This is a genomic window from Streptococcus thermophilus, assembly GCF_010120595.1.
In the GTDB taxonomy this organism is placed as follows: Bacteria; Bacillota; Bacilli; order Lactobacillales; family Streptococcaceae; genus Streptococcus; species Streptococcus thermophilus.
Genome location: NZ_CP038020.1, coordinates 860,346 through 884,470, shown reverse-complemented (window position 1 = coordinate 884,470; position 24,125 = coordinate 860,346). Strand labels below are relative to the sequence as shown.

Annotated in this window: 26 protein-coding genes; all 26 read right to left on the bottom strand. The window is 39.8% G+C overall.

Annotated features, from left to right (window positions below; translation table 11 throughout):
- Window positions 1–80: 80 nt before the first annotated feature.
- The 26 genes from E3C75_RS04680 to E3C75_RS12120 all read right to left on the bottom strand — a co-directional run bounded on the left by E3C75_RS04680 (window position 81) and on the right by E3C75_RS12120 (window position 24,095).
- A complete protein-coding gene (locus E3C75_RS04680) occupies window positions 81–941 on the bottom strand; it encodes a Fic family protein (RefSeq protein WP_111679342.1) in 861 nt (286 codons plus the stop codon).
- Between the two features lie 60 nt (window positions 942–1,001).
- On the bottom strand, window positions 1,002–1,241 hold the full coding sequence (locus E3C75_RS04675; RefSeq protein ID WP_024396444.1) for a hypothetical protein: 240 nt from the start codon (window positions 1,239–1,241) through the stop codon (window positions 1,002–1,004).
- 65 nt (window positions 1,242–1,306) lie between these two features.
- Window positions 1,307–2,104 (bottom strand): ParA family protein, encoded by a 798-nt coding sequence (locus E3C75_RS04670; RefSeq protein ID WP_111679340.1) that lies wholly within the window; start codon window positions 2,102–2,104, stop codon window positions 1,307–1,309.
- Window positions 2,101–2,265, bottom strand: coding sequence for a hypothetical protein (locus E3C75_RS04665; protein WP_162173401.1), 165 nt, complete (start codon window positions 2,263–2,265; stop codon window positions 2,101–2,103). The genes E3C75_RS04670 and E3C75_RS04665 overlap by 4 nt, the downstream gene beginning before the upstream one ends.
- 92 nt (window positions 2,266–2,357) lie before the next feature.
- On the bottom strand, window positions 2,358–2,942 hold the full coding sequence (locus E3C75_RS04660; RefSeq protein WP_111679338.1) for a recombinase family protein: 585 nt from the start codon (window positions 2,940–2,942) through the stop codon (window positions 2,358–2,360).
- Between the two features lie 110 nt (window positions 2,943–3,052).
- Window positions 3,053–3,607, bottom strand: a complete 555-nt coding sequence (locus E3C75_RS04655; protein ID WP_111679336.1) for a hypothetical protein — start codon at window positions 3,605–3,607, stop codon at window positions 3,053–3,055.
- Between the two features lie 25 nt (window positions 3,608–3,632).
- On the bottom strand, window positions 3,633–3,770 hold the full coding sequence (locus E3C75_RS04650; protein ID WP_162173400.1) for a hypothetical protein: 138 nt from the start codon (window positions 3,768–3,770) through the stop codon (window positions 3,633–3,635).
- A gap of 143 nt (window positions 3,771–3,913) precedes the next feature.
- The gene (locus E3C75_RS04645; protein ID WP_111679334.1) at window positions 3,914–5,554 is read right to left on the bottom strand and encodes a helical hairpin domain-containing protein; all 1,641 of its coding nucleotides are present in this window, start codon (window positions 5,552–5,554) and stop codon (window positions 3,914–3,916) included.
- 6 nt (window positions 5,555–5,560) lie between these two features.
- A complete protein-coding gene (locus E3C75_RS04640) occupies window positions 5,561–5,932 on the bottom strand; it encodes a plasmid mobilization protein (RefSeq protein ID WP_111679332.1) in 372 nt (123 codons plus the stop codon).
- Window positions 5,933–6,137: 205 nt separating this feature from the next.
- Window positions 6,138–6,398: a transcriptional regulator gene (locus E3C75_RS04635; RefSeq protein WP_111679330.1), complete on the bottom strand. Its 261-nt coding sequence runs from the start codon at window positions 6,396–6,398 to the stop codon at window positions 6,138–6,140.
- Window positions 6,399–6,463: 65 nt separating this feature from the next.
- A complete protein-coding gene (locus E3C75_RS04630; RefSeq protein ID WP_111679328.1) occupies window positions 6,464–9,703 on the bottom strand; it encodes a PBECR4 domain-containing protein in 3,240 nt (1,079 codons plus the stop codon).
- A complete protein-coding gene (locus E3C75_RS04625) occupies window positions 9,704–11,431 on the bottom strand; it encodes a DNA topoisomerase (protein ID WP_111679325.1) in 1,728 nt (575 codons plus the stop codon).
- Between the two features lies 1 nt (window position 11,432).
- Entirely contained in the window at window positions 11,433–11,768 is a 336-nt protein-coding gene (locus E3C75_RS04620) for a hypothetical protein (RefSeq protein ID WP_111679323.1), read from the bottom strand.
- Between the two features lie 60 nt (window positions 11,769–11,828).
- A complete protein-coding gene (locus E3C75_RS04615; RefSeq protein WP_111679322.1) occupies window positions 11,829–13,670 on the bottom strand; it encodes a VirD4-like conjugal transfer protein, CD1115 family in 1,842 nt (613 codons plus the stop codon).
- On the bottom strand, window positions 13,671–14,210 hold the full coding sequence (locus E3C75_RS04610) for a DUF3801 domain-containing protein (RefSeq protein WP_111679320.1): 540 nt from the start codon (window positions 14,208–14,210) through the stop codon (window positions 13,671–13,673).
- A 60-nt stretch (window positions 14,211–14,270) separates the two neighbouring features.
- Complete coding sequence (locus tag E3C75_RS04605) at window positions 14,271–15,164, bottom strand: LPXTG cell wall anchor domain-containing protein (RefSeq protein WP_111679318.1); 894 nt, start codon at window positions 15,162–15,164, stop codon at window positions 14,271–14,273.
- Window positions 15,165–15,232: 68 nt separating this feature from the next.
- Window positions 15,233–16,210 carry a hypothetical protein gene (locus E3C75_RS04600; RefSeq protein WP_223899729.1) on the bottom strand — a complete coding sequence of 326 codons (978 nt, stop codon included), beginning with the start codon at window positions 16,208–16,210 and terminating at the stop codon, window positions 15,233–15,235.
- Complete coding sequence (locus tag E3C75_RS04595; RefSeq protein ID WP_111679314.1) at window positions 16,167–16,430, bottom strand: hypothetical protein; 264 nt, start codon at window positions 16,428–16,430, stop codon at window positions 16,167–16,169. The genes E3C75_RS04600 and E3C75_RS04595 overlap by 44 nt, the downstream gene beginning before the upstream one ends.
- A gap of 22 nt (window positions 16,431–16,452) precedes the next feature.
- The gene (locus E3C75_RS04590; protein WP_020997557.1) at window positions 16,453–17,067 is read right to left on the bottom strand and encodes a hypothetical protein; all 615 of its coding nucleotides are present in this window, start codon (window positions 17,065–17,067) and stop codon (window positions 16,453–16,455) included.
- 18 nt (window positions 17,068–17,085) lie between these two features.
- The gene (locus tag E3C75_RS11110) at window positions 17,086–19,683 is read right to left on the bottom strand and encodes a phage tail tip lysozyme (RefSeq protein ID WP_231907521.1); all 2,598 of its coding nucleotides are present in this window, start codon (window positions 19,681–19,683) and stop codon (window positions 17,086–17,088) included.
- 3 nt (window positions 19,684–19,686) lie between these two features.
- On the bottom strand, window positions 19,687–22,053 hold the full coding sequence (locus tag E3C75_RS04580) for a VirB4-like conjugal transfer ATPase, CD1110 family (RefSeq protein ID WP_111679311.1): 2,367 nt from the start codon (window positions 22,051–22,053) through the stop codon (window positions 19,687–19,689).
- Window positions 22,007–22,363, bottom strand: coding sequence for a hypothetical protein (locus tag E3C75_RS11260; protein ID WP_024396463.1), 357 nt, complete (start codon window positions 22,361–22,363; stop codon window positions 22,007–22,009). Before E3C75_RS11260 ends, E3C75_RS04580 begins: the two co-directional genes overlap by 47 nt.
- A gap of 70 nt (window positions 22,364–22,433) precedes the next feature.
- A complete protein-coding gene (locus E3C75_RS04570; protein WP_111679309.1) occupies window positions 22,434–22,856 on the bottom strand; it encodes a lactose transporter in 423 nt (140 codons plus the stop codon).
- A gap of 45 nt (window positions 22,857–22,901) precedes the next feature.
- Window positions 22,902–23,633: a type IV secretion system protein gene (locus tag E3C75_RS04565; protein WP_111679307.1), complete on the bottom strand. Its 732-nt coding sequence runs from the start codon at window positions 23,631–23,633 to the stop codon at window positions 22,902–22,904.
- Between the two features lie 20 nt (window positions 23,634–23,653).
- A complete protein-coding gene (locus E3C75_RS04560; protein WP_111679305.1) occupies window positions 23,654–23,881 on the bottom strand; it encodes a hypothetical protein in 228 nt (75 codons plus the stop codon).
- Window positions 23,882–23,885: 4 nt separating this feature from the next.
- Window positions 23,886–24,095 carry a YdbC family protein gene (locus E3C75_RS12120; RefSeq protein WP_308443140.1) on the bottom strand — a complete coding sequence of 70 codons (210 nt, stop codon included), beginning with the start codon at window positions 24,093–24,095 and terminating at the stop codon, window positions 23,886–23,888.
- Between the last annotated feature and the right edge of the window lie 30 nt (window positions 24,096–24,125).

The following is a 24,125-nucleotide window of genomic DNA, read 5'->3' as shown; positions in this document are numbered from 1 at the left end:
GTCACTATTATTACAATAATATTTGTCATTATTTTTATATTGATTTTAATAACTATTTATACCATGATTAAAATAGCTATCTAAAGAGAAAGGTCTTCTTCTTTGCTGGGGGCTACCTTCTTTGTAGTGCCTTGAGTTTCTTTCTTCAGCCTTTCCAATTTCTCAGAAAAGCCTTCAGGCTTTTTTATAACATCACCGTCTTTTGCTTCATTGATTTTTCCTTCAAAGCCTTTATTTTTGAGATAGTTAGCATAGAATTTCTGCTCCGAGCGGAAATAATCAAGTAATGGCTGTCTTTCGTCATTTATTTGAAAAGCTTCAAGAGCACTATAATAACTGGCTTTGTTCAAGTCATCCACTATAAAAGGTGTGATGCCTTCCTTCAAGCATTCTTTATAAAGAATCAACCGACCTACCCGACCATTGCCATCTGCGAAAGGATGAATCTGTTCAAATTGAGCATGAAAGCTAGTAAGATAAGCCAAGTCTTTATTTTCTTTTAAGCCGTAGCCAATCATCAGAGCAAGCATTTCATCTTCTGTACGATCAACGTCTGCTGTCGCTATCTGACCTACTTCATTCTGAAGCACTTTATAGCGCCCTACAGGGGCTATCGGGTTGTGTTCCGAACTCGTCCCACTCTTTAATAAGCTATGAAGTTTTTTGATATAGTCTTCTGTTAGCGGTTCGTTGACGGTATCAAGGATATAATCAAAGCACTTAAAATGGTTGGTGGTCTCTACAAGGTCATCAATCTTGATACCTGTTCCCCCGATGTTGGCAATCGTTTTTGTCTCATAAATAAAGCTAGTTTGTTCTTCTGTCAGACGGCTTCCCTCTATTTTGTTTGAGTTATAGGCAAAGCGCTTCTGTGTAATATCATATATCCCACCATGAACCTTCCCGTTTCTTTCAGCTTTTAATCTCGTGATGAAATCCATAAAGCCCTCCTTTTATATTGATTAAAATAGTGATTTATATAAACATTAAAAACATGATACTTATTCTTGATACTGTTCAATCCACTCATCAAGGAAGGTGGATGCACCACTATATCCTGATGCTTCTGCGATTCTATCCAGCTTCTCCCGATTTTGGGGTTTCAGTGTAAACTGATAAGGAAATTTGGTCTTCCCTGATGGACGACCAGCTTTTCGCCCTCGTTTCTTTTGTGGCTTAGGGTCTTTAATCTCTTCCTGAAGGACTTTACTGATTTTCTCTTTTTTAGATTCAAACGCCATGCTATACCTCTTTTCGATAGTGATTTTTATAATGATTAAAATAGTGATATATATAATGATGAAAATTAAGCCATATCTGTGAGTTCCTGAAGCTCATTCAATGTGTCAGTCAAGGCTGAAAAGAAATTCTTATGTTCCCTCTTCAATGTTGAGTCAAGCATCATGTCTATAACCGTTTCATCTTTGGTCGCACGGTTAAACAGTTCCTTTTGAGGAATTAGACCAACGACTGAAGAATCAGTTTTCAAGGCTTCTAATAGCTCTTTTGATTTTGACGTATTATGCTTAATCATATTTGGCAAGAAATAGAGTTGAGCCGTAATCAATGATTCCCGACTAGGGCGGACAATTTCTGTCTTACGGTATTGTTCTAGGCGAACTTCTAAATTCTCCTTAGCTTCAAAAGCAAAATCACTAGGGATAATTGGACTAAAAAGCGTGTGACTGACTGCGATAGCGTTTCTTGTCGCAATCCCAAAATCGGGACGACAATCCAAAATGACATAATCGTATTGGTCAAGATTTTTGGACTCTAAATTATCCCCCAGCCAATCATAGAGATACATATTTTGATTAGGGTCAGTTTCTAGCTTTCTTTCCGATTCATCCAATTTCATTGAACCAGCAATGAGGTCAATGTTAGGAGCAACAGACAAGATAGCTACATCATCTGACCCTGCAAACACATTGGCAACGGTTGACGTGTCCTCATAGACATCATAAAAGTGTGTCAGGTTGCACTGGTGGTCAAGGTCAATAAATAAGACCTTGTAGCCTTTACTGGCTAGATACTGACCATTGAGGAGGGCTAGTGTGGTTTTTCCCACCCCTCCTTTGATAGCTACAAAACTCATGAGCTTCATTTGTTATCCTCCTTGGATGGCTTGTAGTAGAAAATATTTCCTTTTGAAGTTCTATAACTGACAAGCGCTTTTTGCCACATTTCTTCTGAAAGCTCTACTTTCCAAAGTGGAATACCTAGTAAATAAGCTCTTCCTGGATATTTTGTTTCTCTGGATTTCATGTTACTCCTCCTGATTTCTATACCTCTTATTATAATATAAATCACTATAAATATCAACATTAAAATCAGTATTTTAATCAATATTTTTATCACTATCTTTTTATATCATATTTTTCACGATACCGTCTGAACGTCCTCTCATTGATGCCTGTCAAACTCGCCACATCCTTATCTGTATAGCCTTTTTGATACAGTTCAAAAGCATGCTGCAGTCTGCTATCATCGTCTGAAAAAAGGGCTTTACGTCCCTTGTACTTGCCTTGTGTCTTTGCGATGGCGATTCCCTGTGCTTGACGTTCCTTGATACGTTCCCTTTCAGCCTGCGCCTGATATTTGTATAGCTCCAAAATCAGATTGTTCAAAAGCCGTCTGAGGTTATCATCTTCAATCCCACGAAGTGTAGGAAGATTCAGAACTTCCAAAGTTGCCCCTTTGGTCTGAATCTCATTCATGACCTCGGTCAGTTCCTTGTTATTTCTTCCCAATCGTTCCAACTCAGTCACAACGACTCTGTCCTCTTCTCGGATATAATTAAGCATCGCCTTCAGCTGAGGGCGGTCTTTACTTGCTCCGCTCATAGCTTCCTGAAACAGTTTATCAACCCCCTTCATTTGTTCCAGTTGCCTAGCCATGTTTTGGTCTGAAGCGCTGATTCTAGCATAGCCGATTTTAGCCATTTTCTACCTCCATATTTTGCCTAACCCTATTGTCCGCCTGTTTAATCCACTAAAATCAAGAACTTACAAAAAGGACAATAGGGCATACTCTAATGTCCGTTAATTAAATCCTATAAAATAGAAAGTGGTAGTGTGATTTGAATATTATCAATTTCTGTATCTTTTGGACTTTGTCCTCTTTTGAACAATTCATACTCATCTGTTTCCATAACTGTCATACTTGGTACAAAATTATCTATTACAGTTATAATTAAATCTTTGATCGCCTCATATTCTTCTTGCGTAAGTGGTTTGGCCGCATTCTCATCTGAAACAACAAAATCACAAAAAACACAATCATAGCCAAGAAAATCTTCAATGCCTGTGTTGACATCTACATAACGTTCAAAAGTTTCCACTAATAGCAGGAGCAGGGCAACTTTTTCTTTGTCTTCGAGAATCGCATCTGAGAACCCTCCACGGCTAGATCCTAAATCAGGTTCTACGAAAAAGAAGAATGAACCACTATAATCTATCCTTTCGTACTCTTTTTTGTTTATTAATCTATAATCATCTCTTACATAGTGTGTTAATTGCACATTAAGAACTTTTTCTTTAAAAAGTTCAATCGCTTCAACTAACGAAGTGGTTTCAATTTTTTGTGATAATTCCTTTGGTGTTAACATATTTTTCTCCTCTATTTTAATTATATTATTTTGGTAATTTCTCTAATTCATCTTCTTTAACTTGGGTTAAAATCTGTTTTAGTTTTTCAATCATTGAAATTAGTTCACTCATCTTAGTTGTTTTAGCACCCGATATTGAAATAAAATACCTATCCCAAAACATTTTAGAACTCTTTTCAACTTTTTCTAATTCAATTGAAAAGTTTAAGTCCGTCTCAATAATGAGCTCTATTAACCTTATTAAATTTGCTTTTGAATTTTATTTCATCGAAAAATCGATCGCCGTTGGCGGTGATTTTTCTCAGCCTATCTTTCCATTTCTTCAGGGGCTTTTGTCTGATGAGAAATTTCTTGTCTTCTTGCTTGAGCGTGTTTCTCAAGTTTTTCATATTGAGTAAAGTCTTTAACAATACTATCAAATTTTTCCTTCAGGGCTTTCCGTTCGATTGAAACCTCAACAACCTGTTTTTCAATCTCTTTTGGATTGACTGAAGCTGAAATATTGAGTTCTTCCAAAACTTGATAAGCTACTTTTGCATCAATCGGACTTTCTGAATGAATATCTTCAAGCGCTGAAGCAATTTTGTTCAAGCGTTCCACTTTGTCATCAAGCCTCTCTAATGAATCTTGTGTTTCTTCAATTTGAGCAATGAAGCGGTCACGTAGTTCATGAAACTGGTCAGAATCAGATACATTATGACTGACTAAGTAATTATATTCCTTGACCAGTAAATCCAACTTGGAAATATTAGGGTTCTTGGTCAAGATATATTCTCCACTCTCATAAGCAAGCTGATTGATAAGCGTTGACCCTTTCATAAATTTGTTACTAGCTGAATTGTCAGGATTGATGAAATAGAAAAAATCAGATTTCTTGATAAAGACATCAAAGCTCCCGTCATCCTGTTTATCAACTAAGCGACTTGGAATTTTAACTGTTCCTTGATTGGCTATCCCATACTGCATTTGAAGATAAATCCCTGTGTCTGTTTCATGCTCGACCTGCCACGGTTCAATCTTGACCCTGATTTCAAAATCTTCAGCTTTTTCGGCTTGTAATTTGTCATACTCGCTTTTAATTGACTCTAGCGGATGCACGATTTCATTTTTAGCTAGTCGCTCTTGAATTTGTTCCAAAGAGTAACGTCCCTTTTTTGACAAGGTGCTGTCACGGGTATTTCTCTTTTGGTCTTTATCAAGTAATTTATACTTGGCATATTTGCCCGAAAAGTCCACTGCAAGATTAAGCGCCTTTGCCTTTTCTTGAAAATCCGATAGGTTGACTGAGTGCTTCAGCAAAAATTCAAGACGGGACTTGATTTCTAATTTGAAGACATTTTCTTTCTGATAAGCTGAGTATTCTTTGTGACCAAATTGATTCTTACGTTCAAGAATTTTAGCACCGTACAGGTCAGCATATTTATTTGAAATATTGAAAAGACTCAACGCAGTTCCTTTTTGCCATCTAAACTTATTCAGTGTGACAGAATTAGTGGAATTGATATAAATGTGATTGTGTAGATGCCCCTTGTCCATGTGAGTGGCAATCACAAATTGATGACTTCCACCTGTCAACTCAAGTGCCGTCTTTCGTCCAATTTCATGTACCTGTTCAGGTGTCAGATTATCTTCAGGGGAAAATGATTGAATAATGTGGTGGGCTAAAACGTCATTTTTGACCAACTCCTCATTATTGATTGGTCTGCCTTTTTCCAAGTTGGCAAGTTGTTTCAACATCATAAATTCTGAAAAAGCCGACTCAATATCAATCACTAGATTACCTGATACTAATTGAGAAACAATCTGACCATCTACAACCTTAACAGGAAAATTCAAATCAGAATCAATCAATTCTGTCCCAATCGTTTTAGCACCATCTTCAATATACTTGAGACCATCAGATAATTTATTGACCGATTTTATCTGTTTAACCTTTGTGACTACCAAATCAATTTACTCCCTTCTGTCTCTCATCAATTTTTCAATCATGGCAACTTCTTTATCAAAATTGTCATCCATCAACCGCTTAACTTCTGTAAGCGAGGATTGCAAACTTTGGAAATTTTCGAAACTAAACTCTTCATTTGTGTTGACATATTTTGCAAGTTGGTTGATATTTGTACCAATTTTATTTATCTCGGTTCTCAATTTTATCAACTCAGAATAATCAACCGTCACCACCTCACCAGTCAAAAGCATATAACGGGCATAGGTGTTAAAGTTTTTAAAACCATGTAGCGCCATCCTCTCTTTTATCAGGTCATTTTCCCTTGATGTCACTCTCAGTTTTCGTTGAATTTCTCGATAACGTTTTTCTTCAGTCATTGATTTTCACCTCGTACTTTTCTCTTGACTATTGTACTCTCACCCTCTATACTTTTCAAACTGGCAAGATTAGCGTTTGGGTACCCAATCGCTGTTTTTAAAAGATTTTCCCAAAACTCAAAACTGGCAAAGTGCCAATTTTGAGCGGGTCAATCTTTCAAAGTTTTGGGGAATATCCCCAAGCCCCTAAGTCGTCCTTCGGACCTTAATTGACTTCAACTTGTTGAAGTAATTCTTCTTTTTTGGTTTGATACTCTTCATCAGAAAGAGTTTCAAGATAGCTGATTGTCTCAGCATATTCTTGAGCTAAGTCAGGGTCAATAGCTTTTAGCTCGTCAGCATCTTCATCTAAAAGAGCAATAGCTTTTCTGCGCTTGGCTTCGATAAAATTTTCATTCCTGGTGTATGTGCCATTCTCAAAATAGAATAGGTTCAAAAGTAAAGTTGTTTCGATTGTGTCATTCATAGTTTAGTCCTCCGATTGTTTTCTACGATTCATAAAGCCTGCGGATAATTGAGCGACAAGGTCTTTTACAGGTTCATCTCGTTGTCGCTCTTCTGCGCTTTTTTTGGCTCGTCTTTCGCCTGCTCTTCCTTTTTAGCTTCAACGGGTTTTTCTTTAGCTTCTTGTTTCAAGCGGTTAATTTTATCTTGAAAAACATCTTTTGTAACTTCTTTACTTTGATACTTTTCAAGGGCTTTATCAATTCTTGAAATCAGGCTATTAGCTTCTTTTTGTACAATTTTAATTTGACCTTCTAGGTCAGTCAGACCTTGAGGGTCATCCGTCCAGTTCGCTAAATATCCAAAACTATAATCACTCGTATCAAGTCCATAGTGACTAGCAACGACAAAAGCAACTGACTCAGCTTGTAATTCTGCGGTACTTCTTTTTAGTGGATTTTCTTGAATTTTTTCCATGTTGTGCAAGTCAGAATGTGCCATTTCATGGAAAATGGTTTTAAGCGTATGTTGCTCCGATAGTCCCTTCTTAATAACAATTTCATTGTTGGTTGGTGAGTAATACCCTTTTGCCCTTCCTGTATCATCACTGAAAGAAAGGGGAACGCCATTAGCTTCCGAAACCTCTTTAGCTGACTTATAAAGATTGCCATAATCTTCATAAGTACCTTCGAGTTCATAGATGGGTTTAGCTAATTCTTTTCCGTTTGTTTGGGAAATATCAAAGACAGGAACAAGTTTAAAGGACGTGTAGGTTTGTTCATTTCCATTTTCATCAAGAAGGGGTTCATGCGTTTTAGGGTCTTTCTTTTTAAGAATAATTGGCGCAAAAATCCGTAAGGCTTTTTCACCCTTATTGACATTTCTTTCAAAGTCATCTTTCCATTTTTTAAAAGATGCCACGTGTGTAGCTTCAGGATTTTGCATGTAAATCAACTGAATATTCCCAGGGGAATAATTGTGAAACTTGCTCATGGTGGTCAAGTATTGTTTGTAGGTATCAGACTCAAAATAACTTTTGACTCCTTCTCTTAAAACCTGAGAAAGACCCTTGCTATCTTTTGCTTCAATCAATTCTGCAACACTTCTTGTTGGAGCTGAAGAGGATTGATTTTGATTGTTTGGATGGTTAACATCTAAAGGATTTGAACCGTAACCAATTTCTTCATTATCGGATTTTCCATCCCCATCTGTATCAGCATTGTAAGGACTTGTGCCTTGATTTTTTTCAACTTCATCAGAAATCCCATCACCATCTGAATCACGTTCACGCTCATCTTTTCGTGCCTGGTCTTTCTTTCTCTCCTCTTCTTCTCTGAGAATTTGGTCAAAACGATTTCTTAAATTTAAGTCTTGATTAGTTGGCATTGTTAATCCTCCATGTTTTAAATTTGGTTCATCTTTAAGGGGTTCTATCTCTCGACTTTTTCGCAAAGTCTCAAGCATTTCTTTTCCATCATCCTTGATAAAATCATGATTGATGGATAGTGTTTTAATCTGATTATCCTTTTCAGCAAACACACCTAATACCGTTCTTTGAGATGGCTCAATCGTCTGATAGGCTTTATGAGTTAGCTTCATCAATGAAGCAGGAACGGCTGAATTGTCATCCATTTTTAGAGCTAAAATGAGGTCTTCATTTTCGGGTTTAATTCCTTTTTCTAGCTCCAAGCGTTTAAACTTTTGGACCGAACTTAAGTCGTTAAAGGTGAAGGCTTTGGAGTCTAACAGCTCAGGTAACATTGGCAAGACTTTGATTTTATCGTTATAGCCTTGACCAAGTGTCACATTCTGAAATGACAGATGACCTGAAGCCACTTCATCAATAAATTTCTCAGCAACTGAAGGTAAGTGTTCATCATAGATTGGCATTATTCCTGTCAGGTGCATCCAGTGTCTCTTTTCAAAGCCGACCTCTAAAAAGTTAAGTTGGTCATCTTCGTTAAAAGCATAAATGATTTTTTGGTTGGAAAAACTATCTAAATACTGTTGGGCTGACCGTTGCAAACTATCCGCATAGTTGTTTAGAGTCCTTATGTCCTTATCTTCAGGATATTTGTAGCCACCACGTAGCCTATAACTTGACTTAACTGACTTGTCAATGTTAAAATGTAATTGAACATTGGCAGGAAAATCAGGTTGAGTCTTTGACTCTTCGGGTTGCAGTGCTATCCCTGAAACTTCGGTTTCTAAAGAACTGAAATTGCGATTGAACAATTCGCCCCCAGTGTTAGATGGCTCTTGACTTCGGTCAGGAGCTTTTTCTTGTGTCTCAACTGCTGAAGGTGTCTTAACTTCTTTCAAGTAATCATTCCAGTCCATTTTGTCCTGGTCTTCTGCTATTGGTGGAAGGTCAAGGGTGACTTCAATTTGTTTAGCAGTCAGGCGCTCAATAAAGGTATGACCTGCTTCATCATTATCAACGGCAAGGGTAATTAAATCCTGGTGTTTTCCATCTTCAAAGAAAGTGGTTACTCTAGCCATATCAGCCAGGAAGGAAGATTTTTTCTCCTGGTCAACCTCGCCATTAAGTTCACCAACTTCAGATAAGAGTTCCGCCACGTGACGACTCACAGTTGATTCTTTTAAGCCATCCATAGCAACTAATCGGACATCCTTCAGGGTGTCCTTTTTGAGTTCATAGTAACTCATTAGGTCTATTGGGGCTTCTGCAAAGATTAGACGAGATGGTGTCCCAATATCAACGTGCATCCCTGTCAAGCCATCTGATGCCCTCATAATTTGTTTTAAGCGCCCTCTTTCGTACAAGTCTAAGTTTTCCCTTATCCCTTGCAAAGAAGCCCCTATAATTTCATTTTGAGTGTCCAGACTCTTGAAAACTAGGACAGGTTCAAAGTAGTCACCCGTCTTTTTAGTGGCTTGTGATAAGACGCCTTTTTCTGCGAAAAAATCGATCGTCTCATCAGACAAGCCCCTGACATCCTTCAGGTATTCTCTCCCCTCTTTAAACTCTGTTTCATAGGGTTCAAGATAATAATGAAAGGGTTCTTTTTCAGGGATTGCAGTCACATCCACTGCATCAAAGCTCCCATCTTCCAAGAAATGCTTTGCTTGCTTAAAAGAAACGGCTTGTCCTGACGTTTCCTCTTGGACAACCTGGACCATTTTTATCACATCACCACCAGTAGAACGGGCAAACCAATTGAAATAGTTATCCCTGGTATTGATGGCAAAGGAATCATGCTCTTGCCAGGCGTAAGTATGGCTTCCTGTTCTGTGTAGTTGCATTCCTAGGCTCTCAGCTACCTCTAAAATGGATAACTGCTTCAGTTCTTCGATACTTGCCATCTATCCTGCTCCTTTCTCTAATTGTGCTCTTATGGCTTTTTTGGTTTGCTCGATAAACCAATCTTTAGACTTTTGACCTTGACCAACTAACTGAAGGGCTGTTTCCCACTTTCCAGTTGTTTCAGGATTGGTGTACATCACTTCAAGATTATCAAGGAAAAGGACAAGCATTTTCCCCCTATCTGTTGGGAAAAGTTGACCTGTCTTCTTGTCACGTGTGATATAGTCACGGTCAATAATGGTCTTAATGATGCCTGCTCGTGTTGCAGGTGTTCCTAAATTGTACTTAGGAAGCACGTCATCAAGCAGACTGCTTTCTGTTAGCCTTGCAGGTGGTTTTGTCTTATCTTCCTTAATTTGGGCTTCAGTGGCTATTCTAGCCCCCTCCTGGTAGATAGGTAAGACGGAATCCTTATTTTCCTTTTCAGCTAGTTCTGTCCACCCCTCATTAGTCATCACATTTCCTTTAGCGCTGAAGGTATTCCCATTGTTATCAAGTGTCACTTGTGTTGCTTGGTAACGGTAATCAGAAGCAAACATCAAGAGCGTTCTCTTGAGGATTTCCGTATAGATGATTTTTTCATCTCCTTCAAGTGAACTCACGTCTGACATGTTTTCCGTTGGGATGATGGCATAGTGTTCCATCTGTTTATCTTGCACATACTTCTTCCGTGGCTTAACGTTAGGTAAATCAGCTTCAATACCCAGGATAGCTTTATAATCGTCAAGGTGTTTAACCAGGTATTCAAATTCATTAGGGGTAATCAATTTGTGGTCAGTACGTGGATAAGACGTAACCCCTTTTTGATAGAGCTTTTGAGCTATTTCAAGGGTATAAGCTGAATCAAAGTGATATTTCTTACTCATTTCTGATTGAAGACTTGTCAAATGGTATAAATTTGGCGCAGAAACCGCCTTATTTTCGCTTTGAATAGATTGAACGACCGAATATCCCCCAAGAACCTTTAGAGCCTCCTGTGCGCTCTCTAGGGTCTCAAATTTGGTGTTGTTTTTGAAGATTGTCCCTATATCATCAATCAGTTCTACCTTCCAAAACGGTTTAGGCTCAAAAGAATCAATAGCCAGGTCATTTTCAACGATTAGAGAAACAATCGGTGTCTGTACTCGACCAACTGAAAACTTCTTCTCCTTCTCCCCTAAATAACCTAACTCCTGGAGCTTCAATGATGTCCAAGGGCTAAAATTAAAGCCAACCAACCAATCTGATTTGGCACGTGCTTCAGCTTCTTCAGCATATTGTCGGGTTTCTTCAGCAGGTCTCAGGCTTTTGAAGGCTTTGACAATTCCTGAATCCGTCAGAGAGTTGACCCATAACCTATATTTGACCTTCTTCAGAGCATTTGGAATCAGACTCAAAATCAAATAAGCGATAGACTCACCCTCACGGTCTGCATCTGTCCCTATGATGATGCAATCTGCTTGATTGACCTCACGTTTTATCAGGTTAAATTGCTTTTTCTTATCCGCCTTAACCTCATACTCGAAGGTCTCAGGAAAAGCGGGCAAGTTTGCCAAGTCCCAATTTTCGTAGTTCTGATAAGGATTCTTTATCTCGACCAAGTGACCAACGGCTGAAACCACCGTCACTTGACCGTCTATCAAGTTTGTTGTGACTTTCCAAGCCCCTTTTTCATTCTTAGCTTGTCCCAGGGCATGAGCATATTTCTTGGCTTGGTCAGGCTTTTCAGCCAGTACCAGGTATTTCATTTCACATCACCTCTATTTCCTCCTGAAGAAGTCTGTCTATGTTGTCCTTCAGATAACTCAGGTCTTCTTTTGAAGCCCCAACCGATTCTACCTCCAGGCTTCCTTCATAGTGTCTAGGGTAGCTGAAGAGTTGCGAAGCAACTGCCTGAAATTCTTCAAGCTCTAAAGTCTTTATCAGCGTACTGATAAAGCCATTTAAAACCTCGCCCTCATTACTTTTTTCAGTTACCTGATGTCCCAGGGCAAATTGTTTGAGTGCTTCAGCCATAGTCTCCATTTCAACGGCTGAAAAGAGGGTTTCAAAGTATCCTATTCCTCTTGTTTCTTGTCTTGTCATTGTATTTCCTCCAAAAATAACAAAACCTGCTAGGTTTTCCTAACAGGTTTTCTCATTTGCTTAAGAAGCTAGACTAAAAGGCAAGTCAGCTTCTAAGACTTGTTTTTCTGTGGTGTTAATCACCCTATCATGGTTCACGTTAGCATCCCAATCATCCATATCTGACATGGTGCGAATGTAACGATACCAATTACCATCACTTGGGCTATTTGCCAGTTCTTTTGCCCGTGGATGCTGAAGAACGTTGGTCTTCTTATCCCTGAAGACATTTTGTTTTGAGATGAAGATAAGTGCTTCATCAACTCCTATACGGGCAACCTCATCAGGTGTCAAGAGGTCACGTTGGATGGTTTGAATAGACTGACTGCTTGAGCCTTGCGCCCCCCTGGTTTGGGACTGATTCTTGACATTGATAGTCTGTTTACCACTCCGCATGGAGAAGTAATTCATTGTTTCCTTGTCATTTGTTCCCAGGTAAACCAGGGTAGCGCAGTTATTGAAGATAGTTTCCCACTGGTCTTTATAAAGTGTTTTCAGTTGGCTGATAGCCTGAATGATAATATCAATAGAAATTTCACGTGAACGAACTGAAGAGAGCGTTTCTGTAAAATTTGGAAATCGTCCAAAGTTGGCAAACTCATCTAAGATAAGTCTAATATGGAGTAGGTCTTCAGGTTCACAAGTGGGGTGATTCCCCTGAAGAATTTCATCGGCGGTCATTGGTAGTTGCCTAAACATCATGGCAAACATGGTAGTTGCAATAAAGTTGAAAGATTTGTCTGTTTCAGGGATTGCAATAAAGACCGCTGTTTTCTCCGTCTGCCATTTTTCCATTTCCATTGAGTCACGGGCAGTCAGTTTCCTTACTGCTTCATGGTCAAAAGATGAAAAAACTGTTGAAGAGATAAATCTAACTGAACTAGCTGTCTTTCCTTCAGCATTTTTAATAAATAGTTCCCATTGTCTGTTTGCATAATTACCTGGTAATTCCTCCTCTAACTCTTCAAACATTCTTTCAACTGGACTTGGAATATCCTCGTCTTCACGTTGGATATTTCGAAGCAAATCTGAAACCTGACCGATATTTGGCTCATATTTTCCTAAAACTTTACCATCAAAATAGAGATAGCCTATCAAAGCACGCATCAAAAGAATTTCAGCCTTGTTCCAAAAGTCTTCTCCTATGTTGTCTGAAACTTTTGTCCCTTCCTTAATAGCAGAAGCAACCCTATCAATATCTAATTCATCGTGCATATAGTGAAAGACATTAAACTGATTAGAATTAGTCAGGTTTACCAGGTCAAAGACCTTGATTTTATAGCCGTTAGCTTCAAGCATCTTACCTGTTTCTCGGACAAGAAGTCCTTTAGGGTCTGTGATGACAAATGAACTGTTCATCTGCATCAGGTTTGGCTTTACAAAGGTAAAGGTTTTACCATCACCAGGCGGACCAACCGTCAAAGTATTTTTGTTGAGTTGACGGTTGAAAGGAAGGCGCTTATTAAATAACCCCATCCGTCCATTTTGGCTGAAAATCATATCATTTTCAGGTTCTTTATCTCTGAAGGAAGCTATCTCCTTACTCGTTGCGTAACGTGCCGACCCGTGTTCCTCTCCGTAGCGGTAACGCCCTTTGTCGTTGACTCGAAAGTAAAACATCAAGACGATAAAAAAAGCAATCCCCCCACCGTATAGGCTAGATTGAGTGAATGAAAAATCAATCAAAGACTTGCTTGACCAGTTAGCCCTCATCCAGTCTAAACGGGCTTCATCAAAAAAGATGACTCCTTCAGTCGCAGGAGCTAGGTCATAAAGTTTAACCAACCAATGCACCACATAAAAGAGAATCAGCCCGACAATCAGATAGATAAAGAAGTTTCGTTTTTTCTGTTCAGTAACCATCTATAACCCCTTTTCATCTTTAGCAATCGCCTTTTTAGGCGTTGGAACTTTGACCTGGTTTTTAGCTTTAATATCAGCCTTGACCTGCTTCTTGTAATAAGTGAGCTTTTCCTTCACGGTCATATTTTTAGGACTTTTAACCAGGTTATAGGATAGCTTCTCAGCCTTGTCAGGGTTCGTTAAATCATTGATGATACCCTTGAAACTTGCTTCAAGCGCCTTCACATTTTTGGCATCGATAGCAATGGTGCTTGTCCCATTTCCATTGTCCTTGATGGAAAAACCCACGTCATAACCTTTCAGGTATTGTTCCAGGCGTTCTGTGTTGACTTCATGATTCATAAAGGTTTCAAAATGCTTGGTTTCCTTAGTTGCCATGAACTGATTCCAGTTAGTCTTGTCTGAGAAAACCTTGTTTTCACTGTGGCTTTTGATTGTCTGATAGCCATTTTCCATAGCATAATAGAGAGCCTTCAGCATCAATTCTCCTGTGAGTTTGTAAACCTCACCGACCTTCATTCCAACTCGTTCTTGGTCCATTTTTACCTCCTTTTTATAAAAAGAAAAGCGGTGAGTATTTTGACCTACCGCTGTCATATCTTAGTTGCTTTTAAGTGTTCTTTTCTTGAAGAAATACGCCATCAGTCCTGCAAGAATACTTGTCCCTGCAAGAGTCATCAACGCTTCTTCTTTCTCGCCCGTGTGTGGCAAGGTCTTCATTTCACCTGATTGGTCTGTGATGCTGATGGTCTTATCAGCATTAACTGTCCCTCCCACTGCTTCAGGGGCAAGGGTGCTTGTTGAACCATCTGAATAAGCAACAATCACTTGACTATCTTGTGTTGCCACAATCTGATAGCCTGTGTTTGTATAAACGGGTGCTGATGGGGCTACATTTGAGACCACTTGACCTGTGACAGTTGAAGTTGTACCAACTTGACTAGCTCCTGCATCTACTGCTGTTTGAGCTGAAATATTAGGATTGTTAGTTGGAACAGTGACATCAGGAGTCAGAGTCGTTGACCCACCGTCAATTGTTGGAACGGTCACGGTGTTTTCCGCAGGCTCACTTGTTTTTGGTTCAGTTGTCGTGTCAGCATCCTGGTCTGGTGCTTCAGTTGAAGATGGCTCACTGGCTGAATTGTCTTCAGTCGAAGGAAGAGAGGTCTCTTCAGTTGATGGCGGTGTGACTTCAGTTGAAGGGGTTGTTTCCGCAGGCTCACTTGTAGATGGAACAGTCACGTTAGGGTCAGTAGGAACAACAGTATTATCTTCAGGTGTGCTTGGTGCTTCAGTTGGGGTTTCAGGAACAGTTGGAACAACGGTATCATCTGAAGGCGCTGAAGAGGTATCCGTTGGCACTTCAGGCGTGGTCACAACCGCAGGCACATCAGACGTTACAGGGGCGTTTTCATCTGCAAATGCCGTTAAAGGGCTGGCTGAAGCAAGCACCGCTACTGATGATAAAGTGATAAGTTTTGTCCATTTTTTCATGTTGATACTCCTATTTATAATTATGTTTATATTTATAATGATATTTATAGCTGTTTAAATCACTATGTTTATTCAGCAAAACTTGAAAATTTTGGCTGACCAACCAGGACATAGCCATACTTGGATTTTTTATCTTCCTTGAAGGGAAGCGTAAGACGAACGGTCTTAATGTTGCTGTCATCATCTCCCTTGGTTGTCACGACAAAAGTTACTTTGATAGTATCTTTTGATGATGACACCGTTTCATAGATGGATGATTGAACCTGAGTCGCTTTTTTAGCTTCTACACCTTCAGCCTTCAAGTCCTTACTCAAAAAGTCTGACAGATTGTCTGAGTTTCCTGAGTAATAGTTGGCAATGAAGAACCTGCCGACCACTTCAACTTTTCCCTGGTCAGCTTCAATCGACAAACGATTTTCAAGGCTTTGAAGTTTTTGATTTTGGGACTGTACCAGGCTAAAAGCAAAGACCGACATTCCCAAAGCTCCCAGAGATAGCACCTTCCAAATCAGCCCACTTGTGAGGATATTTCCTCCTGGAGCTTTTTGAGTTTTTGGTTCTTTTGGTGCAACTGCTTGTTTTGGTTTTGAAACCTTTTGAGCCTTCTTTTCTTTTTTAGGTTTTTCAGTGGGCTTAACCAGGTCTTTTTTAGGAGCAGGTGCTTCTTCCTTCTCAATCTGAGGTGCTGAGATTGGCTCTACAAGCTCATCTTCAGTTTTTTGTGTGACCTCTTCTGCGGAAACGCTCGCCTGTGGCTTACGCTGAAGCAAGGAGAAGCCTTTTTTCTCACGCTTCAATCCGAAGTTGGAAAGGGCTTCTTCTACAATCTCCTGAAGGGGAAGGGTAAGAGTCATATTGTCCAAGAGTGAGCCATCTTCAGCAACTTGTTCAAGCTGAAGAGTGAAAGACTCATGCCTATCTTCAGCCCAAACGGATTTTTCGTTGATAATTGATAACAGTTCATCTCGGTTAGGACAAGTTTCTTGTTGACGGGTTTGAAGATTAGTAATTCGGAACATGACCGTCACCGCCATTCTCAGTAGCATCTTCAGCCTTATCCTTTGCGAAGCGTTCCAGCTCCTCAATAGATTTACCTGATTCACTCATCAAAGCGACAATATACTCAGCTTTGGTGGCTTTCAGTTGCTTAGTCAGCTCTTTTTCCTTGGTGACCAATTGAGCTTTTTGAGATTGTACTTTATCAAGCTCTTTTTCCAATTTTTCTGTTTTTGCTTTCAGCCCTTGGCTTTGTGATTTTTTAACCATTCTTTCTCTCCTTTTCGGTTATTTACTTGGAAGCATTTGTTTTCGTATTGCTTTCTTCTGTTTTTTTACTGCTATCTAAAATGCCATAGTCTCCAGTCTGATCAGTTAAAATGATAGACTCTATCTTATTGACTTTCAGTTTGCCGTCCTGTTGAACATAGGTCAAACGCAACGTTGCTTTATTTAAGACATCTTTTTGAGCTGTCTCATAGTTTTTCTTCTCATCTAGCTGTGTATTTACATAGTTGACTTGTGCAATCACTTGAAGACTCTCTTGGTTAATATAGATTTCTGCTGTCTTAAACTTAAAATCAACCACAAAGCCTTTATAGGTTTGATTTTGCGGTTCATCTTCTGTTGAGACGGTTTGTTGGTAAAGAGCATCTGTCATATACTCTTTATACCGTTTGCGATTTTCTCCCAAGTCTTTCTTTGTGTAATAATTGAGTAAAAACTGTTTCACTTGATCTGGACTAATCGCTTGCTTGGTAGTCTGGACTGTTTTTCTCGTTTCCCCTTTAGAGGAAGAATGATTGTTCAAACTTTGGCCAATTCCAAATCCAACAACTGCCGCAACAACAATGGCTAAAATATAGCCTACAATTTTTAAATATTTTAGTTTGGTTAGATCTAACATAATTCTCCTATCTTTTCTTTATTTTGGCGGAATCGCAAATGTATAGTAGGTTGCATTTGTTTTAACCGACCAATGAATTTGATTTTGAACACCGCTCACATTACATTCTGATACTAGAAACGTTCCATCCTCGTTAACATGCTCAACATAAGATACATGACCATATAAAGGATAGGTATAATCAAATCCTCCAGCAGTTGAGCAGACCGCACCAGCTACTGGTTTATCGCTAAACGTCCAACCTCTCGCTACTAGATTTCTGACCCAATCTTGACCATTTCCTAACCAATTGTAATGTGGCGCTCCAGCTTCTACTAGGCGATTATACACGTACCACGTGCACTGACCGACTGGATAAGTATTGCCATCTAAAGAAGCCGATACCGTCGCTGAAGAAGGAAAGCTCTTTAATTTCGAGCGATACTCTTCTGGAAATCCCCAGGAACTTTGAAGAGTTGAACTGCCTCCCTTGGTTGTTCCCGAAGGATTCTTCAGGAAAGAAAGCACTTGTTGAGCGTTATTTTGACGTTCTTTGAGCTTATCGCCTGCATTTCCTTCCCAACGTACCAGAAAGCGCTGCGTTAGAGTTGCAACATCTTCATTTGAATGCAAAATTTGCTTAAGGGTCGTGATATAGTAAGGACTATCTCCGTTTAACATAAAGTCTAACTGAAGTTCTAAGTCATACCACTTCTTCCCTTTACTTTTGGCAAAGTTTAAAAGAGCTGTATGGCGAGTAGAACCGTCAGCCGTATCCGTCCACTGTCCAAGCCCTAAACCTCGATGAAGAATATTAGGGTATCGGCTATTATAGATAGACGAGCCACCCATAGAAAGCCAAGCCTCATCATCCCATGAAGAAGCAGAGGCCCCGACAGGAGGACTTAGATAGTCTCCTTCTGCTCTCTTAGAAGTAATAGAGCTTTCCGTCCAGAAATTCCCCAAAACAGCTGCAGTACCCTTTAAAGTAACATCTGGATCTTGCTTCTTCAGATACTGATAAATAGAGTTGATTTTCTTAGCAAGATTCCCTTCAATATTCATATCACTCAGAACAGATGTTGTCTGTGTGTACTCTACTTTAGGAAGATAGAAGCCGACATTGACCCAAGCCCACTCTTTTTTCTTCTTATTTTTGAGCTTATAGTAATAGACTTCTTGACCTTCTTCAGAGTCTACAGCTCCAATCTCATCTCCAGCCTTGACCCGGTCGCCATTCACAATGCGGAGTCTTGCCACCTTCTTATAAGTGAACTCCGCATCCTTGGTCTTGATGGTGACATCAGTCCCTTTAACCGTGACTTTGCCATCCATAACAGCGTACAAGGTAGCTCCTTTGTTAGCCTGTAAGATGGAGCCATTGTACATCTTATTTTTTGAGACATAGCCAAAGCGCTTCGTTACCTTGATAGGATCTAATTTTTCCTCGTTCACCTGATTAGAAAAAGGATTATCCAAATCATTATAAGTGACATAATAGCCAACATTTCGGGCTTGTTCTAAAATCTCTTCATAATCTTTTATCTCAGATTGATTGAGTTTGATGTAAGGATTCTTGCTGTTTTTGTAGAGATCTGCCATACTCTTTAAGTCGTCTTTATCCTTATTCAGACCATCCCAAATAGTCGATAAGAGTTCCCTATAAGTGTGTATTGGCTCATAAGGATTTTTATTTTTCAAGTTGTAATGTTCATCTAGCTTATAAGCCTCATGCTTATATCCCATAAACATCATGATAGAATCAATATCCGTCCAATAATCCACCTTGTCCGTTGATTTCTCACGGTCAATCTTAGATAAATACGTCCAACTATCCGTCAAGTCAAATTCATTTTGGGAAACGGTAGAACTTCCGCCACCTGTAATAGCCCCAAGAAGGGCGATGAGGAAGAACCCAAGAAACATGATGAGATAGGCTTTGGCTGATAAGGGATTTTTCAGCACTGTCAGGACTGGTTTAGCCACTTTTGCCCCAACTTTTTTAGTGACGCTTGCAGTTTTACCCGCTTTTGAGGTACGCCAGCGCATCCGTAAGCGGTCATACTTGGTTTTGACTTTGGTTTCCCATCGATTGGCGACTGGGGTTCTTGTAAATCCTCGACCACGGGAAAGGTTATAGGTGCGGTTTCCTGCCCCGTATATGCCCCGTGTTGCACCCTTTCCAATCTTGACGGTATAATTGCCCAACTTCTTAGCTTGTCTCACTTCAGCGTGTGTTCTGCGAATATTCTGACGGGCTGAAGCAATATCTTCTAAAACGTCATTATCCTGAAAAGCAGAATCCACGGCTTGAGAAGCCTGATGATGCGCAACTCGTCCGACTTTTTGGAGGTTTGTCCCTCCGTTTCGTTGAATCGCTTGGCGCTTTTTGGATTTAGCGCTCTTCTTATTCTCTTTTAGAGTTTCAAGTTCTTTACTAGCGACCGTCCGTCTTGCCTTTGTTTTCTGTCCCAAATAACGCTTTTCAGCATCCGTTTTGGGGTTCAGAAGCCGTGCTTCCCTCTTTTCAACCTGCTTATAGCTGTTTTTCGTTGTCTTGAGTTCAGACTTGGCTTCCTTGTATTCACGTTTGGCTTCTCGGAGGTCTCGTCTGGTTTGTTTCGACAACGCAGTCACCTCCTAAGCATCCGTTGCCACAAGCTCAAACAGTCTTGTATGCTTTGGAATCGGATTTTCAAATGGCACAACAACTTGACCGGCTACAATCAGCCCTGTTCCTTTCGATTTTGGCTTTTCAATATACCGAGTTAAGGTTGGTGTTAACGTGATTGCTTTTGAGAGAGCCACAAGGTCTGATTTCTTATGCTTCAGAAGAATCATAAATTCACTATTTGAGACCAACTTTCGCCCTTCTTCTTTATTCATCAGGGTTTCAATATTTTGAGTGATGGCTGTTGCAATCGCTCCATATTTACGAACCCGAGAATAAAGTTCTGTAAAGAAGATTGCCTGTGCTTCTTCCTTGAAGAACAGTTGAACCTCGTCAAAGTAGATACGAGTGGTCAACTTCCCTTGTGAAGCGACAACCTGATTCCAAATATAGTCTTGAATAACCATCATGGCAAAGGGTTTGAGTTTTCCTGATAAGCGCTTCAGATTGAAGACCACAAAGCGGTCAGTAATATCTACGTTTGTTTCGTGCGCAAAAATATTCTGTGACCCTTTGGCATAGATTTCTGACTTCAGGGCTAGCTCATGTGCTTCAGGTTCTTCTTGCTCCTGAAGAATATCATGCCAATCCTTGAGGGTTGGGGTTCTATCAACTCCTTCAAAGCGTTTGTAAGTTTCACGAGTCACACGGTCAATAATCGTGTATTGAATATCTCCCACTTCGTCAAGAATTGACTCAAACAACCCCATCAGCAAGTTCGACTTATCCCCAATAGGGTCATCATCTTCATCTTTCAGCTGACTCATATCAGGCAAGTCCATCAGATTCAAATGAGACTTAGACCCGATGAAAATATCCACCAACTGCGCCCCAAATTCTCGCCCAATATCAGAGTATTCATCTTCAGGGTCAACAATGATGATACGGTCTTCAGGGTTCTTCAGGAAGGTTGGTATAATTTCCATAGTCTTCACGGTAACAGATTTCCCTGACCCTGAAGACCCAAGTACCACGCCTGACCCTGTGTTCAGGTCAGCCTTACGATCAACGGTAATAACGTTGTTAGACAGTTGATTTTGTCCGTAGTATAGCGCCCGTTCACTTTCTGATTTGAGGTCAACGTTAGTAAAGGGAACTTGAGTTGCAAGGTTGGCTGTGGTCATATCACGGACAAAACGACGTTTGACATTTAAGAAGGTATGACCGATAGGAAGGATGGTGTTTAGTCCCTCCTCCTGATAGTAATAACATTCTTGAAAATCTACGCCCACCTTACGGGAAGCGATCTGAATTTTATCCGTGATACTTTTCAGCTCCTCTTCATCTTCAGCCTTAAAATAAATGGCAATCAGCCCTGAAAAGGCTTTTTGGTCATTGTCGTCAATCTCTTCCTTCCACCGTCTCGTAGATTCAGAGACCTCACGTGCTCGACCACTAACCGCCAATTCTTGGTCAATCCCTTCCTGTGCCCCTGAACGTTGTGCCTTAACCATCTCAGCCTTGATGGTGGTGTCAGCGTTGTTAATCTTCTTCATGAAGCCTGAAGGTTCATAAGGTTCAGCTTGAACCGTGATAGCCAATTCAACGCCAATATCCGTTAAGTTCTTAATCATGCGGTCAGTCAGGAAGGTTGGGAAGTTTCGGGCATACATGACCTTAGCGACCCCTTCATTGATACGGAAACGATTTTCCAAAAAATGAAGCCTGTTAGGGGCGATAAAATCTTTGGTATGCAATTCAGACAAGGCTATATCTCGGAAAGTGTACGGGAGTTTGTGCTTCCCTAGAAGTAGCTCCGCAAACACATCTAGCCGTGCCTTCCCATCCATTTCCTCAAAAGCAATATCCATCTGAGAGTATTGATTTTCAAGGGAGTTGCCTAATTCACTCAGGTTAGCATCTGCCTGCCCTCGATTGTAGGCTTCTGTCTTTAAGGTGACATATTTTTCAACTTGAAAATTCTTTGAATCACTTGAAAAACGGCTTTCAATCATCTCATTGTATTCCTTACGAAAATTATCAAAGCCGTCACCCACTTCATCATATTTGATTTGGTCAACGGCATTGTCTTCAATCCTGCGATTGATAACTAAGAGCTGAAAAGTCGTCCCTGCATCTAGTGAGTTGAGCGCTTCGGCGTGTGTGTCAATCACGTCAATCTTTTCATCCTGATTGGCTGAAAGATAAGCCACGTCTCCCAAGCGGTAGGTTCGTGACCATTCATTTTTTGCAATATGCATCAGCCCATTTTCAAATAGGCTATTGTATTTAATTGTATTCTGAGTTGAAGCTTTCAAGGAGCGTTTCAGCCGTGCTTTACGTTCCTTTTCAGCTTTCGTCAGTTTCTTTGATTTTCTTCCAAGATTTAAAATCATCAGTCGTGAACTCCTCTCCTTCCTCAAATTCAGTAATATAAGCCCGTTTTTGGACTTTGAGATTAAACAGTACCTTATCTTTGAACGATTCATCAAAACCTAGCCCATAAATAACAAAGGGCGGGGCAATGAGAAGCGCCACAAGGTACATGAAAATTTCCGAGAGTCCCATTAAGGAAATGGTGATAGTGATGCTGACCACTATCCCGATGCCAACCATCATCACTAATAGCCGTTTGGTCATCCCAAAAGCTATCGGTCTTTCATAGTTGTCAAACTCCTTTAGGAACTCGCTTCCTAGTTTGTTCATACAACCTCTTCCTAGCTACAATAAAAACACCTTGCAAGGCAAAGTGTCTGTTCAACATATTCAGTTTTGGTTATTCTCTTATTTGAGCTATCGTAGATAAAATAGCACCTAGCAAGGCAATCATAAGGATAATAAATACTGTCCAACCTGATTCAAATGGATTCCCTGCTTCTACACTATCTAAAACAAACGCATGAAACGCAAAGAAAGATAAAACCCAAAATATAGACAGACCAATAAACATAATTACCCAGTTCCAAAGAACGCTTAAGAGGAAAAAGGGAGTCGCTATCAAGAAACCTAAAATCATCACAAATCCTGAAAAAAGAATCCCAAAGAACGAACCAATTCTAGACCAAATTGAGCGTTTTACTCGCTTAGGAGCTATTGGCTGAACAGGCGTAGGTCTTTCAGCTTGTTCTGAACGATTTTGAGACGATGACAGCTTAAAGTGATTCCCTTCTCGTCTAAAATGATACTTGGTTTCTGACATAATCTCACCTCCCAATATATCTATTTTACCAAATTTTACGTGCTTTTACATGGCATTTAAGAGAGTTTTTGCCAATCGTTGGCTACCAAAGAGCGCAATGATATAAACAATACTTTTCGCAATTGATGCAAAAGCTGTCACCCAATCTCCCTCACCAGCCTTAAGCATATCATCCGTAACCAGAGCAGGATAGAGCTTGACAATAATGACTAGAAGCAAGCCTTGTAAAGCGTAAGATGCAAAGAGCTTGAAAAAGTTAATTGCAATTTGCCTTGTTTGTTCTGACATGAAGAAAGCTATAATGAGTGGACCAACTGCTTTCAAAATATACATTTGAAAGAATCTCATAAAGACTAAAATCTTTGTACTTACATTAGCAACAAATTCAGTTGCCCAACCAACCAATTTTACTATCTGCTTCATTATCCAACCGCTGATTCCTGAAGTATCTACATCTGATTTGAATGTGTTCTTTGGCAGAACACCATTGACAAGAGCTATTCCCTTGTTAAATACCAAGACGATAAAATCGAAAATTTCTGAAAAGTTGTAAACCAAGATAAAAGCTATCACATAGCCTAGCGCTACTTCCATCCAAAGCTGAATGGTCAAGCTACCACCTTCTTGTCCTAACCTGCGATTCCATGACAAAATATCAAAGAGAAAGAAGGTTAGAATCAAGATAGATGCTACTGGTAACAACGCATTTCCAATTTTATCCGCATACTGATTGACTGTTGAACTATATTCAGCTAGAGAATTTGTGATATTATCCATTCACTCTAGCTCCTTTCGACTTATACAGAAATACTTTGAAGCATTGTAATGATAGCTTGGCAGACAGCAGCGCCAATCACGCCTACTGCTCCACCGTTGACCATTGAGTTGCCACCTTTTTCTTGGCGCATAGAGTCGTTATTGTTACGACCACCAAAAAAGTCAATAGCTCCTGTAAGAACCCATACAAGACCTGTAATCCCAACTATTACTTGAACAATTCTAAAAACACTAACTGCTGTATCCATAATTTTAATCCTCTTTCTGATTTTTGTTTAGATTGATTTGTTTAATTGCATCTGCAAGGACTTTCATCTCGTCCTTGAAAAGTGTGACACCTTTGCCAACTCGTGAATGGTCATTTTTCCATGACCGAATATCATATTTTGGCTCAGCATCATTCCAAGAAACTCTATTGAGTTCCTTTCGCCATCCTGCTTCATTGCTTGATAGTGTGGCAATATGTTCAACTACCTTGAAACGAACAGGTTC

Excerpts from the sequence above, each read along its gene's own strand:
- E3C75_RS04680 (WP_111679342.1), bottom strand. The coding sequence starts at position 941 with ATGGATTTCATCACGAGATTAAAAGCTGAAAGAAACGGGAAGGTTCAT.
- E3C75_RS04675 (WP_024396444.1), bottom strand. The coding sequence starts at position 1,241 with ATGGCGTTTGAATCTAAAAAAGAGAAAATCAGTAAAGTCCTTCAGGAA.
- E3C75_RS04670 (WP_111679340.1), bottom strand. The coding sequence starts at position 2,104 with ATGAAGCTCATGAGTTTTGTAGCTATCAAAGGAGGGGTGGGAAAAACC.
- E3C75_RS04665 (WP_162173401.1), bottom strand. The coding sequence starts at position 2,265 with ATGAAATCCAGAGAAACAAAATATCCAGGAAGAGCTTATTTACTAGGT.
- E3C75_RS04660 (WP_111679338.1), bottom strand. The coding sequence starts at position 2,942 with ATGGCTAAAATCGGCTATGCTAGAATCAGCGCTTCAGACCAAAACATG.
- E3C75_RS04655 (WP_111679336.1), bottom strand. The coding sequence starts at position 3,607 with ATGTTAACACCAAAGGAATTATCACAAAAAATTGAAACCACTTCGTTA.
- E3C75_RS04650 (WP_162173400.1), bottom strand. The coding sequence starts at position 3,770 with ATGTTTTGGGATAGGTATTTTATTTCAATATCGGGTGCTAAAACAACT.
- E3C75_RS04640 (WP_111679332.1), bottom strand. The coding sequence starts at position 5,932 with ATGACTGAAGAAAAACGTTATCGAGAAATTCAACGAAAACTGAGAGTG.
- E3C75_RS04635 (WP_111679330.1), bottom strand. The coding sequence starts at position 6,398 with ATGAATGACACAATCGAAACAACTTTACTTTTGAACCTATTCTATTTT.
- E3C75_RS04630 (WP_111679328.1), bottom strand. The coding sequence starts at position 9,703 with ATGGCAAGTATCGAAGAACTGAAGCAGTTATCCATTTTAGAGGTAGCT.
- E3C75_RS04625 (WP_111679325.1), bottom strand. The coding sequence starts at position 11,431 with ATGAAATACCTGGTACTGGCTGAAAAGCCTGACCAAGCCAAGAAATAT.
- E3C75_RS04620 (WP_111679323.1), bottom strand. The coding sequence starts at position 11,768 with ATGACAAGACAAGAAACAAGAGGAATAGGATACTTTGAAACCCTCTTT.
- E3C75_RS04615 (WP_111679322.1), bottom strand. The coding sequence starts at position 13,670 with ATGGTTACTGAACAGAAAAAACGAAACTTCTTTATCTATCTGATTGTC.
- E3C75_RS04610 (WP_111679320.1), bottom strand. The coding sequence starts at position 14,210 with ATGGACCAAGAACGAGTTGGAATGAAGGTCGGTGAGGTTTACAAACTC.
- E3C75_RS04605 (WP_111679318.1), bottom strand. The coding sequence starts at position 15,164 with ATGAAAAAATGGACAAAACTTATCACTTTATCATCAGTAGCGGTGCTT.
- E3C75_RS04600 (WP_223899729.1), bottom strand. The coding sequence starts at position 16,210 with ATGCTACTGAGAATGGCGGTGACGGTCATGTTCCGAATTACTAATCTT.
- E3C75_RS04595 (WP_111679314.1), bottom strand. The coding sequence starts at position 16,430 with ATGGTTAAAAAATCACAAAGCCAAGGGCTGAAAGCAAAAACAGAAAAA.
- E3C75_RS04590 (WP_020997557.1), bottom strand. The coding sequence starts at position 17,067 with ATGTTAGATCTAACCAAACTAAAATATTTAAAAATTGTAGGCTATATT.
- E3C75_RS04580 (WP_111679311.1), bottom strand. The coding sequence starts at position 22,053 with ATGATTTTAAATCTTGGAAGAAAATCAAAGAAACTGACGAAAGCTGAA.
- E3C75_RS11260 (WP_024396463.1), bottom strand. The coding sequence starts at position 22,363 with ATGAACAAACTAGGAAGCGAGTTCCTAAAGGAGTTTGACAACTATGAA.
- E3C75_RS04570 (WP_111679309.1), bottom strand. The coding sequence starts at position 22,856 with ATGTCAGAAACCAAGTATCATTTTAGACGAGAAGGGAATCACTTTAAG.
- E3C75_RS04565 (WP_111679307.1), bottom strand. The coding sequence starts at position 23,633 with ATGGATAATATCACAAATTCTCTAGCTGAATATAGTTCAACAGTCAAT.
- E3C75_RS04560 (WP_111679305.1), bottom strand. The coding sequence starts at position 23,881 with ATGGATACAGCAGTTAGTGTTTTTAGAATTGTTCAAGTAATAGTTGGG.